Source organism: Agromyces sp. NPDC127015 (assembly GCF_042725165.1).
GTDB lineage: Bacteria > Actinomycetota > Actinomycetes > Actinomycetales > Microbacteriaceae > Agromyces > Agromyces chromiiresistens.
Genome location: NZ_JBHXDI010000001.1, coordinates 287,446 through 303,427 on the forward strand (window position 1 = coordinate 287,446; position 15,982 = coordinate 303,427).

Annotated in this window: 13 protein-coding genes; 7 read left to right on the forward strand and 6 right to left on the reverse strand. The window is 72.1% G+C overall.

Going from position 1 to position 15,982, the window contains the following annotated elements; genetic code table 11:
- Positions 1–12: 12 nt before the first annotated feature.
- The gene (efeU, locus tag ACFWGP_RS01235; protein ID WP_376929951.1) at positions 13–867 is read right to left on the reverse strand and encodes an iron uptake transporter permease EfeU; all 855 of its coding nucleotides are present in this window, start codon (positions 865–867) and stop codon (positions 13–15) included.
- A gap of 161 nt (positions 868–1,028) precedes the next feature.
- Between efeU and ACFWGP_RS01240 the strand changes: the two genes are divergently transcribed.
- Complete coding sequence (locus ACFWGP_RS01240) at positions 1,029–3,164, forward strand: S9 family peptidase (RefSeq protein ID WP_376929952.1); 2,136 nt, start codon at positions 1,029–1,031, stop codon at positions 3,162–3,164.
- A gap of 9 nt (positions 3,165–3,173) precedes the next feature.
- Here the strand turns inward: ACFWGP_RS01240 and ACFWGP_RS01245 are convergent, their stop codons facing one another.
- Positions 3,174–3,782 (reverse strand): dihydrofolate reductase family protein, encoded by a 609-nt coding sequence (locus ACFWGP_RS01245; protein WP_231429158.1) that lies wholly within the window; start codon positions 3,780–3,782, stop codon positions 3,174–3,176.
- Between the two features lie 125 nt (positions 3,783–3,907).
- On the opposite strand from ACFWGP_RS01245, the gene ACFWGP_RS01250 reads away from it, so the two are divergent.
- The 6 genes from ACFWGP_RS01250 (at position 3,908) to ACFWGP_RS01275 (ending at position 11,084) form a co-directional block, all read left to right on the forward strand.
- Entirely contained in the window at positions 3,908–5,227 is a 1,320-nt protein-coding gene (locus ACFWGP_RS01250) for an FAD-binding oxidoreductase (RefSeq protein WP_376929953.1), read from the forward strand.
- A 181-nt stretch (positions 5,228–5,408) separates the two neighbouring features.
- Positions 5,409–6,437: a 5-dehydro-2-deoxygluconokinase gene (gene iolC / locus ACFWGP_RS01255; protein WP_376929954.1), complete on the forward strand. Its 1,029-nt coding sequence runs from the start codon at positions 5,409–5,411 to the stop codon at positions 6,435–6,437.
- Positions 6,424–7,326 carry a class I fructose-bisphosphate aldolase gene (locus ACFWGP_RS01260; RefSeq protein WP_376929955.1) on the forward strand — a complete coding sequence of 301 codons (903 nt, stop codon included), beginning with the start codon at positions 6,424–6,426 and terminating at the stop codon, positions 7,324–7,326. The genes iolC and ACFWGP_RS01260 overlap by 14 nt, the downstream gene beginning before the upstream one ends.
- Positions 7,327–7,348: 22 nt before the next feature.
- On the forward strand, positions 7,349–8,329 hold the full coding sequence (gene iolB / locus ACFWGP_RS01265) for a 5-deoxy-glucuronate isomerase (RefSeq protein ID WP_376929956.1): 981 nt from the start codon (positions 7,349–7,351) through the stop codon (positions 8,327–8,329).
- Positions 8,330–8,340: 11 nt separating this feature from the next.
- On the forward strand, positions 8,341–10,224 hold the full coding sequence (gene iolD, locus ACFWGP_RS01270; RefSeq protein WP_376930421.1) for a 3D-(3,5/4)-trihydroxycyclohexane-1,2-dione acylhydrolase (decyclizing): 1,884 nt from the start codon (positions 8,341–8,343) through the stop codon (positions 10,222–10,224).
- Between the two features lie 563 nt (positions 10,225–10,787).
- Complete coding sequence (locus ACFWGP_RS01275) at positions 10,788–11,084, forward strand: hypothetical protein (RefSeq protein WP_231429163.1); 297 nt, start codon at positions 10,788–10,790, stop codon at positions 11,082–11,084.
- Here the strand turns inward: ACFWGP_RS01275 and ACFWGP_RS01280 are convergent.
- The 4 genes from ACFWGP_RS01280 to ACFWGP_RS01295 form a co-directional block, all read right to left on the reverse strand.
- Positions 11,002–11,703 carry a Pr6Pr family membrane protein gene (locus tag ACFWGP_RS01280; RefSeq protein ID WP_376929957.1) on the reverse strand — a complete coding sequence of 234 codons (702 nt, stop codon included), beginning with the start codon at positions 11,701–11,703 and terminating at the stop codon, positions 11,002–11,004. The genes ACFWGP_RS01275 and ACFWGP_RS01280 overlap by 83 nt on opposite strands.
- Positions 11,704–11,747: 44 nt before the next feature.
- Positions 11,748–12,326 (reverse strand): hypothetical protein, encoded by a 579-nt coding sequence (locus ACFWGP_RS01285; protein ID WP_376929958.1) that lies wholly within the window; start codon positions 12,324–12,326, stop codon positions 11,748–11,750.
- Between the two features lie 28 nt (positions 12,327–12,354).
- The gene (locus tag ACFWGP_RS01290; protein ID WP_231429166.1) at positions 12,355–13,119 is read right to left on the reverse strand and encodes a GntR family transcriptional regulator; all 765 of its coding nucleotides are present in this window, start codon (positions 13,117–13,119) and stop codon (positions 12,355–12,357) included.
- Between the two features lie 72 nt (positions 13,120–13,191).
- Positions 13,192–15,969: a hypothetical protein gene (locus ACFWGP_RS01295; protein ID WP_376929959.1), complete on the reverse strand. Its 2,778-nt coding sequence runs from the start codon at positions 15,967–15,969 to the stop codon at positions 13,192–13,194.
- Positions 15,970–15,982 lie beyond the last annotated feature (13 nt).

Genomic DNA, 15,982 nt, shown 5'->3' on the forward strand with positions numbered 1-15,982 from the left:
ATGAGGGAAGAATCAGTGGGCCGCGACGACGGCCGAGGCCGCCGCCGGGGCGGGCTTGGGAGCATGGCGGCGCCCCAGCATCACGAGATAGAGCGTCACCGTCACGGAGACGTAGACGACCCAGCCGATGACCTGCGCCCACGTCGGCTGCGGGGTGAAGTTGAAGATGCCGCCGAGCAGCGAGTCGAGCCAGCCGCCCGCGGGCACGACCGCGGTGAGGTCGTAGGCCGCGGTGCCCCAGCCGGGGATGACCGAGGCCTCCTGCAGGTCGCCGATGCCGTACGAGAGCACGCCGGCGGCGACGAGGATGAGGAAGAGCCCGGTCCACGTGAAGAACGTGCCGAGGTTGAATCGCACGAGGCCCTTCGAGATGCCCCACGAGATGACGACGGCCGTGGCGATGCCCGCGAGGGCGCCGAGCGTGCCGAGCACCGGGTCGCTGCCTCCGGAGACGTTCGCCCACACGAAGAGCGCGGTCTCGATGCCCTCGCGCCCGACCGACAGGGCGCCGAGCAGCACGAGCGCCCACGTCGAGCGCTCGACCGCGGCATCCACCCGCCCGCGCAGTTCGCTCGAGAGCGTGCGGCCGTGGGTGCCCATCCAGAAGATCATCCAGGTGACCATCGCGACGGCGACGAGCGACAGCACGCCGCCGAGGATCTCCTGCGCCTGGAACGTCATCGCGTACGGGCCCCAGGTGAGCAGGGCGCCGACCCCGAGCGAGACCGCAACGGCGATGCCGATGCCGATCCAGAGCCGGCCGCGCAGCTCGCGGTGCCCGATCTTCGAGAGGTACGCCAGCAGGATGCCGACGATGAGACCGGCCTCGAGGCCTTCGCGAAGGCCGATCAGGTAGTTGGCGAGCACGCGCGTCTCCAGGGATGAACGATGTGGGGGCTGAGCCGTTGAAGGGCTGAGCTAAGGCTAACCTAAGTCGACAGCGGAGCAAACTTCAGTTTCCTTACCCATGGAGTTCGAGCGGCCGGGGGCCGTGACCCCCCAACGACCCCCGGAGTAGCGTGGACCTCGTGCTGACTCCGCCCAAGACTCCGAAGCGACCGATCGAACGCGTGCACCACGGCGACGTCGTCGTCGACGACTACGAGTGGCTGCGCGACAAGGACGACCCCGAGGTCATCGCGCACCTCCACGAGGAGAACGCCTACACGAACGCGAAGACCGAGCACCTCACGATCCTGCAGGAGCAGGTCTTCGAGGAGATCCGCACCCGCACGAAGGAGACCGACCTCTCGGTCCCGGTGCGCGAGGGCGACTGGTGGTACTACAGCCGGACCGTGGAGGGGCTCGAGTACCCGATCCACTGCCGCGTCGCGGCGGCAGGCCCCGACGACTGGGAGCCGCCGGTCATGGACGGCTCGGGCGCGGCGCTTCCGGGCGAGCAGGTGCTGCTCGACGAGAACGTCGAGGCCGAGGGCCACGAGTTCTTCGCACTCGGCAGCTTCGACGTGTCCACCGACGGCGCCCTGCTGCTCTACGGCGTCGACGTCGAGGGCGACGAGCGGTACACGATCCGGCTCCGGGCGCTGGATGACTCGGCGCGCGAGTTCGCCGACGAGATCGAGGGCACCGCGGCCGGCGCGGTGTTCGACCCGAGCGGACGCTTCGTGTTCTACGCGACCGTCGACGAGTCCTGGCGGCCCGACACGATCCACCGCCACGAGGTCGGCGCCGAGGCATCCGGCGACGTGGTCGTGTTCTCGGAACCCGACGAGCGCTTCTGGCTCGGCGTCGGGCTGACCCGCAGCCGCCGCTTCCTCGTCATCGAGGCGGGGTCGAACGTGACGAGCGAGACCCGGCTGCTGGATGCCTCGGATCCGACGGGTGAGTTCTCGGTCGTGTGGCCGCGCAAGGAGGGCGTCGAGTACGACGTCGAGCACGTCGTCGCGGGCGGACGCGACCGGCTGCTCATCACCCACAACGACGGCGCGGTGAACTTCGAGCTCGTCTCGGTCGCGGCCGACGACCCGCAGGGTCCGCGCCGCATGCTGCTGCCGCACAGCGCCGACGTGCGCATCGAGGGCGTCGACGCGTTCCGCGACTTCGTCGCCCTCGAGTACCGGCGCGAGGGGCTGCCCCGGGTCGCGGTCGCGAAGGTGCCGGCCGGCGGGCTCCCCGCCGATGCGACGCCCGACGACACCCTCCACGAGCTCGCCTTCGACGAGGAGCTCTTCTCAGTCGGGCTCGCCGGCAACCCCGCGTGGGACCAGCCGACGCTGCGCCTCGGCTACACGAGCTTCACGACCCCGTCGACCGTGCTCGACCTCGTCGTCGCGACGGGCGAGCGTCGGCTGCGCAAGCGGCAGGCCGTGCTCGGCGACTACGACGCCACCCGCTACGCGCAGCGCCGCGAGTGGGCGACGGCGACCGACGGCACGCGCATTCCGATCTCGCTCGTGTACCGGCACGACCTCGTCACGCTCGGCGAGCCGGCGCCGACCCTCTTGTACGGTTACGGGTCGTACGAGCACTCGATCGACCCCGGCTTCGGCATCCCCCGGCTGTCGCTGCTCGACCGCGGCATGGTCTTCGCGGTCGCGCACGTGCGCGGCGGCGGCGAGATGGGGCGGCTCTGGTACGAGCACGGCAAGAAGCTCGAGAAGCGCAACACCTTCACCGACTTCATCGCGGCCGCCAGGCACCTCGTCGACAACGACATCACCGCCCCCGACCGGCTCGTCGCCCAGGGCGGCAGCGCCGGCGGCCTCCTCATCGGCGCAGTCGCGAACCTCGCGCCGAAGTACTTCTCGGGATTCCTCGCCGAGGTGCCGTTCGTCGACCCGCTCACGTCGATCCTCGATCCGTCGCTGCCGCTGACCGTCATCGAGTGGGACGAGTGGGGCAACCCCCTCGACGACGAGGAGGTCTACTCGTACATCAAGTCGTACTCCCCCATCGAGAACGTGCACGTCAACCACTACCCGCCGATCCTCGCGGTGACCTCGCTCAACGACACGCGGGTGCTCTACGTCGAGCCGGCGAAGTGGGTGGCGAAGCTGCGCGACGCGGGCGCCGACCCGCTGCTGAAGATCGAGATGGCCGCCGGGCACGGCGGGGTGTCGGGCCGTTACGCGGCCTGGCGCGAGCGCGCCTTCGCGTACGCGTGGGTCATCGACGCGGCGGGAGCGCACCCGAGCGGCGAGTGACGTGATCGTTCACCGCTGCACGTCGTAGGTGATGTGCGTCACGAGGTCGGTCTGCAGCACGTCGACGGGCGTGAACTCGAGGTCGAGGCCCTCGAACAGGCGTGCGCCCGAGCCGAGCGTGATCGGCGCGACGCTCACGATGATGCGGTCGATGAGCCCGGCCCTCAGGTACTGCTGCACGGTGCTCGCGCCGCCGGCGATCGAGATGCGGCCGCCGCCGCCCACGGAGGCCCTCGCCCGGTCGAGCGCGTCGTGGATGCCGGTCGTCACGAAGTGGAACGTCGTGCCGCCCTCCATCTCGACGGGCTCGCGCGGGTGATGGGTGAGCACGAAGACGGGGCCGTGGTACGGCGGGTCGTCGCCCCACCAGCCCTTCCACGAGTCATCGGGCCACTCGCCTCGTACGGGGCCGAACATGTTGCGGCCCATGATGTACGCGCGCGGCGCGAGGATCTGGTCGACGATGGGCTGCGCCTCGTCGGGCTGCTCGAACATCCAGCGGTGCAGCGACTCGCCGCCCTCCCCGAGCGGATCTTCGAGCGACTGGTTCGGGCCGGCGACGAAGCCGTCGAGTGAAACCGTGATGTTGGCCGTGACCAGGCCGTCGTCGAACGTCATGCCGAGCACCATACGCCGTGGCGCCGACACCCGCTACGACCCCGACGCGGTCCCATGCGCGCGCATCCATTCAGCGGTGAGCGAGCACGCTTCCGCGTGTCGGCGGCCGCTGCCAGACTGACGAAATGTCTCTTCTCACCGATCTGAGCGAGCAACTCCCAGGCCGGGCCTTCGGTCCCGGCGCATCCGAATACGACACCGGCCGCACCGTCTTCGCGGGCGCCGGCGACCCCGAGGCCGTCGTGCGGCCGCACACGGTCGACGAGATCGCGACCGCGGTGGCCGCGGCATCGTCGGCCGGCCGTTCCATCGCCGTCCGCAGCGGCGGGCACGGCCTCCTCCCGGTCGACGACGGGCTCGTCGTCGACATGGGCGAGTTCGACACGATCGAGGTCGACGACGCCGGCCTCGTCACCCTCGGCCCGGCCGCCCACTGGGGCGACGTCGCGGCGGCGCTCGCGCCCCGCGGTCTCGGCATCAGCTCCGGCGACACCCGCCAGGTGGGCGTCGGCGGGCTTCTGCTCGGCGGCGGCATCGGCTGGCTCGTGCGCACCTACGGCCTCACGATCGACGCGCTCCGCGAGGTCGAACTCGTGACCGCAGCGGGCGAGGTGCTCATCGTGAACGCCGAGTCGCACCCCGACCTGTTCTGGGCGCTGCGCGGCGGCGGCGGCAACTTCGGCGTCGTCACGCGCTTCACCGTGCAGGCGAGCTCCGTCGACGGACTCGTCGGCGGTTCGATCCACTTCGACCGCTCCGACGTGCCGACCGTGCTGCGGGCCTGGCGCGAGGTCATGCGCGCAGGCTCCGACGACCTGAACTCGTCGATCATGCTCATGCCCCCGATGGGTCCCGAGATGCCCGGCGGCCCGCAGGTCGGCATCGCCCTCCGCGGAACCGAGGCCGAACTGCGCGAGCTCGCCGCACCGCTGCTCGCGCTGCCGTCGGTCACGAAGGTCGACCTCGCACCGCTCGCGTACGGCGACCTGCTCGAAGACGCCCCGCCCGGGCGACCGCCGTTCCAGTTCGTGGGCGGCAACGGCTTCGCGCCCGAGGTCTCCGACGAACTGCTCGAGGCGGTCGCCGCGGCGTACGCGCGCGACGTGCCGACGATGGCGCTGCTGCGCTGGCTCGGCGGCGCGTTCTCGAGGGTCGCTGCCGATGACACGGCGATCGCCCATCGCGACGCCGAGGCGCTCGTCGTCGTCAACGGCGTGCTGCCGGCCGATGCCGCTCCCGAGCTCGTCGCCGCGGTGAAGGCGGGCAGTGATGCGGCGATCGCGTTCACGACCGGTTCGTACGGCGGCTTCGAGGCGAACCGCAGCGACGAGATCACGGCATCGATGTACCCGCCGGCGACGCTCGAGCGACTCCGCCGCATCAAGGCCGAGGTCGACCCGGGCAACGCGTTCCGGCGCAATCACAACATCGCACCGGCGGGCTGAGCGCCCTCGTGACGCACCCGGGTCGCGGCACCCGCCGCGGCCCGGGTTTCGTCGTGCCCGGCCCGAACCGTCCTCGGCCGTCATATCTGTCAAACTTTGTTAGGACATTCTGTGTAGACTGATCGCACCGCGAGCGCCGGGGAAGCGCTCGCGGCCCCGAGAGAAAGTTGTACGGCGCAGTATGACCAGCACCACCGCAACGAGCCGGTTCGAGATCATCACGATGGGGCGGGTCGGCGTCGATCTCTATCCGCTGCAGGACGGCGTGCATCTCGAAGACGTCGACACGTTCTCGAAGTCCGTCGGCGGCAGTGCGACGAACGTCGCCATCGCGGCGGCCCGGCACGGCCGGTCGAGCGCCGTCATCACGCGCACGGGCGACGACGCCTTCGGCCGCTACATCCGCCGCGAGCTCGGCGGCTTCGGCGTCGACACCGCGTTCGTCGGCACCGTCGACGCACTGCAGACGCCCATCACGTTCTGCGAGATCTTCCCGCCCGACCACTTCCCGCTGGTGTTCTACCGCAGCCCGAAGGCGCCCGACCTCGAGATCACGGCCGAGGGCCTGCCGCTCGACGCGATCCGTGACGCCGGTGTGTTCTGGGCGACGGTCACGGGCCTCAGCGCCGAGCCGAGCCGAGCCGCGCACCACGCCGCGTGGGCCGCCCGCGAGCGGCGGCCGCTCACGATCCTCGACCTCGACTACCGACCCATGTTCTGGTCGTCGCCCGACGAGGCCCGGCGTGAGGTGAGCCGCGCGCTCGACCACGTCACCGTCGCCGTCGGCAATCAGGAGGAGTGCGAGATCGCCGTCGACGAGCGCGACCCGCACCGCGCCGCCGATGCGCTGCTCGCCCGAGGCGTCGAGCTCGCGGTCGTCAAACGCGGTCCCGACGGCGTGCTCGCGAAGACTCGCGACGAGACGGTCGAGGCCCCGAGCTTCCCGGTCGACGTCGTCAACGGGCTCGGTGCGGGCGACGGCTTCGGCGGCGCGCTGTGCCACGGGCTGCTCTCGGGCTGGCCCCTCGATCGCACGATCGCCTTCGCCAACGTCGCCGGAGCGATCGTCGCCTCGCGTCGTGAGTGCTCGACGGCGATGCCGACGACCGCCGAGGTCGAGGCCCGGCGCAGTGCCGGTCCCGGGCGCGCCGCGGGCGAAACCGGCCCCGCGAGCCGTCTGCCGGAAGGAGCGTCCGATGTCGCACGGTGATCGATACCTCGAAGAGGCCCGATTCGACCGGCTGCGCGAACTGCGCGCGGCCGGGCCCGGTGCGATCGCCGACGCCCACGCCGGCCGCACCCGCCGCCCGCTGCTGGGCGAAGACGGGCGCCTCTTCATCCTCGCCGCCGATCACCCGGCGCGCGGCGCGCTCGGAGTCGGCGACGAGCCGATGGCGATGGCCGACCGCTACGAGCTGCTCGACCGGCTGGCGCTCGCGCTCTCGCGCCCGGGCGTCGACGGCGTGCTGGGAACCCCCGACATCGTCGACGACCTCGCGCTGCTCGGCCTCCTCGACGACAAGGTCGTCGTCGGCTCGATGAACCGCGGCGGCCTCCGCGGCGCGAGCTTCGAGCTCGACGACCGGTTCACGGCCTACGACATCGACGGCATCGTGCGCGACCGGCTCGACTTCGCGAAGACGCTGCTGCGCATCGACCTCGACGATCCCGCCACGGCCGTGACGATCGAGGCGACCGCCCGAGCCGTGACGGATGCCTCGGCGGCGAGCCTGCCCATCATGCTCGAGCCGTTCATGAGCACGCGGAGAGACGGCCGCGTCGTGAACGAGCTCAGCACCGAGGCGGTCATCACATCGGTGGCGATCGCGGCGGGTCTCGGGTCGAGCTCGGCCTGCACGTGGATGAAGCTGCCCGTCGTCGACGACATGGCGCGGGTGATGGCTGCGACCACGATGCCGACGCTGCTGCTCGGCGGCGAGCGCACCGCCGACCCCGATGCGGCCTACGCGAACTGGCGCGACGCGCTCGCGCTGCCCGGCGTGCGCGGCCTCGTCGTCGGACGTACGCTCCTGTATCCGCCCGATCACGACGTGCAGCACGCCGTCGACACCGCCGCCGCGCTCGTGCACGACGCCTGACGCGAGACCTGGGAGACGAGAGATGAGCACCGACGCCGCCTGGTTCCACCCGCACGGCTCGCTCGCCCGCGACGGCTGGAGCATCGTCGTCGACGATTCGCTGCCCGGCTGGCGGCACACGGGCCTGCGGGTCGCCGAGCTCGGCCACCGCGGCGATGCGGGTCTCGAGCTGCCCGCGGGTGAGATCGAGCGCCAGCTCGTGCCGCTCGGGGGCGGCGGCGTGCACGTCGAGGTCGTCGACGCCGACGGCACCGCTCACGCGTTCGACCTCGACGGCCGCGGCTCCGTGTTCGACGGGCCGACCGACACGCTCTACCTTCCCGTCGGGGCGAGCGCCGTCGTCACCGGCCCCGGCAGGCTCGCGGTGGCCGAGGCGCCCGCGACCACGAGGCATCCGCTTCGGCTCATCGGTCGCGACGAGGCGCCCGTCGAACTGCGCGGCCGCGGGCAGGCGAGCAGGCAGGTGCACGACCTCGGCACGCCCGCCGTCATGGCGGCCGATCGGCTCATCGTGTGCGAGGTCATCACGCCCGCCGGCAACTGGTCGTCGTACCCGCCGCACAAGCACGACGAGGAGGTGCCCGGCGTCGAGTCGCAGCTCGAGGAGATCTACTACTTCGAGGCGGCCGTCACGCGCGGGGATGCCTCGCGGCCGGCGCCGCACGGCACCGCCGAGCCGTTCGCGCTGTTCTCCGCGTCATCCTCGTCGGTGACCGAGATCGCGATCGACGAGCGGGTCACGACCGGCGACGTCGCGCTGCTGCCCGGCGGCTACCACGGGCCGGCCGCCGCGGCGCCGGGCTACGACCTCTACTACCTCAACGTGATGGCCGGCCCCGGCGAGCGCGTCTGGCGCATCACCGACGAGCCCGCCCACGCCTGGGTGCGCGACACGTGGGACGACGAGATCGTCGACCCGCGGCTGCCGTACCCGGCGTCGGCTCCGGCCTCGCACCCGACCGCGGCCACCGCGACCGCGCCGAACGAAGGAACCCCGCAGTGACCACCAAGCGCATGACCGTCGGCCAGGCACTCGTCGAGTTCCTGGCCCACCAGTGGACCGTCGACGGCGACGTGCGGGAGCGCACGATCCCGGGCGTGATCGGCATCTTCGGCCACGGCAACGTCGCCGGGCTCGGCCAGGCGCTCATGGAGTCGAACGCCGCAGACCCCGAGCAGATGCCGTACTACCAGGCGCGCAACGAGCAGGCGATGGTGCACCAGTCGGTCGGCTACGCGCGCATGCGCCGCCGGCGGGCGACGTTCGCGAGCACCGCGTCGGTCGGGCCGGGCGCTGCGAACATGCTCACGGGCGCGGCCCTCGCGACGAGCAACCGGCTGCCCGCGCTGCTGCTGCCGAGCGACACGTTCGCGACCCGGGTTGCCGACCCCGTGCTGCAGCAGCTCGAGCTGCCGCACGACACGAGCGTGCAGGTGACCGACGCGTTCCGACCGCTGTCGCGGTTCTTCGACCGGGTCGAGCGGCCCGAACAGCTCTTCTCGATCGCCCTCGCCGCGATGCGCGTGCTCACCGACCCCGTCGAGACGGGCGCCGTGACGATCGCGCTGCCCGAGGACGTGCAGGCCGAGGCGATCGACGTGCCGATCGCGTTCCTCGCCGACCGCGAGTGGCACGTGCGCCGGCCGGTGCCCGAAGCGGGGCCGCTCGAGCGGGCGGTCGCCGCGATCCGCGCCGCGGAGCGCCCGTTCATCGTCGCGGGCGGCGGCGTCCTCTACTCGGGCGCCGAGGAGGCGCTCCGTCGCCTCGTCGAGGCGACCGGCATCCCCGTCGGCACGACCCAGGCGGGCGGCGGCTCGCTGCCGTGGGACCACCCGGCCTACCTCGGCGGCGTCGGTGCGACGGGCACGACCGCCGCAAACCGGCTCGCCGCCGAGGCCGACCTCGTGATCGGCGTCGGCACTCGCTACAGCGACTTCACGACCGCGAGCCGCACCGCGTTCCAGCACCCCGAGGTGCGGTTCGTGAACCTCAACGTCGCGAGCTTCGACGCCTACAAGCACGGCACGCAGCTGCCGCTCATCGCCGACGCGCGTGAGGGCCTCGAGGCCCTCGCGCGAGCACTCGAGGGCTACCGCGTGGGCGACGACCTGCGTGAGCGCATGGCGCGCGAGAAGGCCGAGTGGGATGCCTCGGTCGACGCCGCGTTCGAGCCGTCGGGCCGCGATCGGCCGAGTCAGGCCGAGATCATCGGCGCGGTGCAGGCGGCGAGCGACCCGCGCGACGTGGTCGTGCAGGCCGCGGGCTCGCTGCCGGGCGACCTGCACCGCATGTGGCGGGTGCGCGACCCGCTCGGCTACCACGTCGAGTACGCGTTCTCGTGCATGGGCTACGAGATCGCGGGCGGCCTGGGCGTGCGGCGTGCGGCGCCCGACCGCGACGTCATCGTCATGGTGGGCGACGGCTCGTACCTGATGCTGCACACCGAGCTCGTGACCGCCGTCGCCGAGGGGCAGAAGCTCATCGTCGTGCTCGTGCAGAACCAGGGCTTCGCCTCGATCGGCAACCTCTCGGAGTCGGTCGGCTCGCAGCGCTTCGGCACCCGCTACCGGGAGTACGACGAGGTGGCGCGCAACTTCCAGGCCGGTGCGGTGCTGCCCGTCGACCTCGCCGCGAACGCGCGCAGCTACGGAGTCGACGTGATCGAGATCGCGCCCGGTCCCGACGTGATCGCCGAGCTCGGCCGGGCGATGGCGACTGCGAAGGCCTCGGACACCACGACGCTCATCCACGTCGAGAGCGACCCGCTGCTCGGCGGGCCCGACGGCGGCGGCTGGTGGGACGTGCCCGTGTCGGAGGTCTCGTCGACGCCGAGCATCCAGGAGGCTCGCGCCGGGTACGACGAGGCACGCAAGGCGCAGCGCCCGCTGGTCGGCTGAGCCCGTCGAGCGTTCTCCGGCGCCGACACCTGTACGGGCCGCCCGGGCACCGATGGCGTGAGGACCCCGGGCGCATCCACGCACCGGTGGGACTCGATGGGGAGGCCGTCAGTGGGTGCTTTCGTCGATAGGGCCCGCGGGGTCGGTGCGGTCTGCGGAGTCGGCCTGTCGGTGCTGCTTCCGACCGGATGCGCTTCGGTCGGCGTTGCGGGTGCGGCGACCACTGCGCACGGGGCCATCGAGGTGGCGGTGGTCGAGCCGATGACCGGCGATCATCTCGTGGTGGCGCTTCCCGACGACATGACCGTCGAACGGTTCGTCGAGGCCGTGGCACGTCACTGATTTCGGAGATGGTGGAACCTTTCGGCCGGTGCCGGACATATCTATAGTGCGGCGGCCGTCTGCACCGGCCGCCGCACCAGCTTCGCGCCCGGCGTGAGAAAGGAACCGACGATGCTCCCACTCGGGCCGCCCGACTCGACCCAGCCGCCGACTGTGCCGATCGACTTCACGGCGTACCTCCCCGACCCGGCCGACGAACCGACCGATTAGGCCGACCGCCCATGGCGGCCCGCGCTGTCGACGCCGACGGCGTGCGGGCGTACCCTACGGCCATGGGCGTCACCGGCGAGACCTGGCCGGCACTCGCACTCGCGAGCATCTTCGTCACGCCGTTCGTGCTCTGCCTCGTCGCGTTGCCCTGGCTCGTGCGCGCGCGGCACCGCCACCGCACGGCCGCTCACATCGTCGGTGCGGTCGTCACCTCCGACGAGGTGTTCAACCCCGAGGCATCCGCGCCGACGATGGTGCTGGGGGCGCAGACGGCACTGCCGTGGGCGGGCCCGCATCGGCGATCGTGAACACCCGCAGTCGACTGGCCGCCCACACGAGTGCACCCGCCGCGAGCAGCGCGGCGAGCAAGCCGACGACGTGGGCGACGAGCGACGGCAGCCCCCGCTCGAGCAAGAGGAATCCGTAGGGAACCCAGCCGTCGGTGACGCCGCGTGCGAGCACGACGACGAGCCAGGCGATCGGGTACGGCAGGACGAGCCAGAGTCGCCGCCACGGCAGCGCCGGTCGGTCGGCGACGAGCATCCAGTCGAGCACGACCGCGACCGGGAAGACGAGGTGGAGCAGGGCGCTCACCCAGGGGGGCGCCGACCCCGTGCCCGGCACGAGCAGGTTGTAGACAAGTGCGACGACGACGAGGCACGCGACGGCGATGCCGCGCGCCGTCAAGAGCCAGTCGGGCACGCGGCGACCTCGGAGCGCAATCGCGCCGGTGCCCATCAGCACGACGCTCGTGAGCAGGCTCGTCTGGTTCGTGAAGTAGCCGAAGAAGTCGAAGGCGCTGCCGTCGCCGACGGAGACACGGAGTGCGTAGGCGTATCCGAGCACCGCGATGCACACCGCCGCCGCACCGATGCGCGCTCCGGCGATCGCGCGAGCAGCGTTCGGCGGCCGTCGGCGCGGGGTCATGCGGGCCAGCCTAGTGAGCGCATCGGCGCGGCTCGGAGGACGGTTCAGGAGCAGCGGTCGACGAGGTCGTACTGCATGCCACCGATCGCGACGGACTCGACGCCCGCGACCTCGTACACGACGCGGATCCCTTCGGCGTGACCCGGTGCTTCTCCGCGTTCGACGATCACAGCGACCGACAGCGGGTCCCCCGCCTTCACGGTCGTGCCCCGCGCCGGCACGCGGTCTTCCAGTTCGGGAATCGCCGGCGGATACTCCGCCGCGATGATGGCCCCCGTGTTCGCGATCACATACGCCTCTCCCATGGACAGGCCGTCGGCGCGGATGAGCTGCACGTCGCGCACCGTGATATCGGCTTCGGGCGACGGAAGCACATCACCGATGAAGAGCGTTCCACCCGCCTCGAGCGGGGCGCACACCTCACCGCCCCGAAACATCGGGAACCCGGGTGTGCCACCGGCCTCGAGCGGAGTGCATCCGGAGAGCGCGAACGCGATCGGGATCACGGCGACCACTGACATCAGGCGCTTCATCGCACCGCTCTCCAGCCTCTTCGAGCATCGGTGCTGAAACGCTAGCCCCTCGCGCCCCGCATCGACCAGCGAAAGTTTCCTCACGATCACCGATGAGCGCGCCGCCGCACCCCGCCGCTCACCGATCGACGAGCGTCACCTCGAACGAGTACCGGTCGGGTCGGTAGCAGTGCTGGCCGAACTCGACCGCGACACCCGAGTTGTCGAACGCCGTGCGCGACATCGTGAGCACGGGCGCGCCGCGCGAGAGGTCGAGCAGTTCGGCCTCGCCGGCGGTCGCGGCCCGGGCGCCGATGCGCTGCTTGGCGACGCGCATGGTCACGCCGCGGGCACGCAGCAGCTGGTAGAGCCCGTGCTTCTCCAGCGCCTCTCGGTCGAGGTCGATGAACGGCTCGGGCAGCACGTTGTCGAGGATCGCGAGCGGCACCCCGTCGGCGCTGCGGAGGCGCCGGATGTGCAGCACGGGGCTTCCGAGCTCGACGCCGAGCGCCTCGGCGACCCGCTCGTCGGCGGCGCCCTGCTCGACCGCGAGCACCGCGGTCTCGGGCTTCTGGCCCGATCGCTCGAGGTCTTCGTAGAGGCTCGTCAGCTCGACGTTGCGCGTGACCTTGCCGTGCACGACCTGCGTGCCGATGCCGCGCCGGCGCACGAGCAGCCCCTGGTCGACGAGCTCCTGGATGGCACGGCGGATCGTCGGTCGCGACAGCCCGAGGCGGGCCGCGAGCGCCACCTCGTTCTCGAGACGCGACCCCGCGGGCAGCGTCTCGTCGCGGATCGCCTGCTCGAGCCGGCTGGAGATCTGGTAGTACAGCGGCACCGGCCCCGAGCGGTCGAGGTCGAGGAACAGCTCGACGGGAAGTCGCTGCTCGGGGAGCTGGGCCATCGTTTCTCCAGTTGTTCGGATGTTCTGACAGTAGACGGTCGGCGGGTCTCGCGGTTCACCCGTGACCGAGGGTCACGCGGATCGCCGCCGGAACGTCTCGATGCGCGCCGCCCCGATCTCGAACGACGCGAGGTCGACGTCGGTCTCGAGCGCGGTGCCGGTGAGGTCGGTGCGGTCCCAGACGCCGTCGGCACGGGCGGCGAGCGGCTGCGCCGCACCCCGGTAGTTCACGAATCGCGCCTCGAGCACGGGCGTGCCCGAGGCATCCGTCACCGTACGCAGCGACTCGAGCACGACATCGCCGCCGACCTCGAGCACCGGTCCGGCGGGCAGGTCGTCGGCCGCGCCGGCGGCTCCGCCCGCGCCCGCGACGCCGCCCACGACCGCGGGGCCGCCGCGAGTGCCGCGCACGACCTCGGGTTCGGTGCGCACGAGCTCCGACCAGCGGGCCGCGCCCGACTCGGCCCAGCCCGCGGCCGAGGGCAGCACGGCGAACGAGGTGCGCACGCGGGTGCCGAGGTACTGCGCACCCGGAACCTCGAACTGGCCGCCGGCCGGCTCGTCGCGCAGCGGGTGCACGTTGACGCTCATCATGCCGACGGCGCGCACGAGGGTGAGCGCGATCGCATCGTCGCCCGAGCGCTCGTCGGCGACGACCTCGTACTCCGAGTGCTTCGTCACGATGAGGCTCGCCCGCCCCGCGTGCACGAACCGGGCGGCCGGGTAGGTCGGCAGCGGGAACTCGCCCCAACCTCCCTCGCCCTCGCGGCCGCGCTCGGTGACGACGTACTGCCCGGCGGCCGACGAACCGGCAAGCGCCCGCTCGGCCGTGGGTACGAGCACGCGCAGGCGGTGGTCGGCTGCGGGGTTCACGAAGTCGACCTCGACCCGCAGCATCGGCTCGCCCTCGCGCAGTTCGAGCACGGTGTCGACGACGAGCGGCACGGATGCCTCGGCGCGGGCGTCGTGGTCGCGGGCGTCGAGCCGCGCGGGCACGGCGTACCGGCGCCGCACGCGCAGCCGCCCGCGCAGCGGGCCCGCTTCGAGCACCGCGACCTCGACCTCGTCGGGGTCGGTCACGGCCGTCGCCGCGGACACCGGGCCGTAGTTGTAGGAGTCGCCGCGGTCGCCCTCGTCGACCAGCCGCAGCGCGTCGCGGAGCACGGTGCCGTCGGCGGCCTCGATCGTGACGTTGCCGCGCTCGTCGACGGTGGCGGTGAGCCGCCGGTTCGCAAGGGTGCGGCCGCTGGCCGTCACCGGGTCGTCGGACACCGTCGCGGTGGCGGGGTCGAGCTCGGCGAGCGCGATGCCGCCGACGTCGACGCCGACGAGTGCGACGCGGCGGGGGTCGGCCATGATCTCGACCCGCCAGGTGCGCTCGCCGGTCGGGTCGGAGGCGATGCGCCGCTCGAGCTCCTCCGTGAACGCGGCGAGATCGAAGTCGCCGACGGGCGCCTCGGCCACCTGGAACCGGACGCCGTGGTCGGTGAAGGTCCAGTCGTTGATGAGCTGGCCGAACAGCTCGCGGCCGTGGATACGGGCGAGCAGCTTGCGCAGTTCGCGGGTCGCCATGGTCTCGTCGCCGAGCACTTCGGGCAGCGCGTCGAGCAGCTGCACGCCGCTTCCGAGCTCGAGCCGCTCGGGGTCGTGCAGTCGGATCTCGACGTGCGCCCGCCGCGCGAAGCCGGTCGGGTTCGCGACGACGTGCCGGTCGGGCGTCACCGAGGCGGCGATGCGCTCCATCGTGCGCAGCACGACGCCGCGGGCGACGTGCGCGGCGGTGGCGAGCCGGCCCTCGACCTCGCTCGCGGTGGCGTCGACGCCGCAACCGGTCACCGAGTCGTGCGCGGTCGACTCGACGAGCCGGTACCAGGCGGTGTCGAAGAACGCGCGGTGGTCGTCGGAGCCGAACGCGGCGTCGAGCCGCTCGGCGACGCCCAGGCGACGCTCGGCGTCGGCCATCGCCTGCTTGAGGTTCGTGCGGATCGAGAAGACGCCGGGCAGCAGGTTGCCCCGCGCGTGCGAGCGCAGCTCGCCCGCGACGACGGGCAGGCCCGCGAGCGCGCCGTCGTCGCCGGCCGCCCACCCGGGTGCGACCCGGCGCACGTAGCCCTCGGCGGTGTCGACGGTGAGCTCGATCTCGCCGTTCGCCGCCTCGACGACCTGCATGAGATCGGCCGGCGGCGCGCTGTGGTCGGTGCCGAGCATGCCGAGGATCGGCTCAGAGCCGTAGCGGCCCGCGACCTGGTCGCGATACTCGCGCACGAGTCGGTCGAGCTGCCCCGGCAGGGCGAACAGGTCGAGCGCGTTGCCGTAGCCGTCCATCAGGTACTCGGTGCGCACGGTCGAGCCGTCGGGCGCGGTCCACGCGAAGGCGTGCGAGTCGACCCGGGCGGGCACTCCGCGCCACAGCATCGCGTCGCGCAGGCCGAAACCGCGCAGGAGCTGCGGCATCTGCGCCGAGTGGCCGAACATGTCGGGCAGGTACCCGAGCCGCATCTCGGTCCCGAGCCGGCGGCTCGAGCGCAGCCCGAGCTCGAGGTTGCGCACGATCGTCTCGCCGTCGCACAGGAACTCGTCGAGCAGGATGAGGAACGGCCCCACCGCGAGCTGCCCCCGCTCGACCGCAGCGGCGATGCGCTCGCGCTGCTCGGGCCGCATCTCGAGGTAGTCGTCGACGGCCGCGGCCTGCCCGTCGAGCGTGAACCGGTAGCCGGGGTTCTGCTCGAGCGTGTCGAGCAGCCGGTCGACCATGTGCACGAGGCGCAGCCGGAAGACGTCGTGCGGCTCGTACCACTCGCGGTCCCAGTGGGTGTGCGGCACGATCACGAGTTCGTCGGGGGTGTCCATGGGCGGCTCCGGG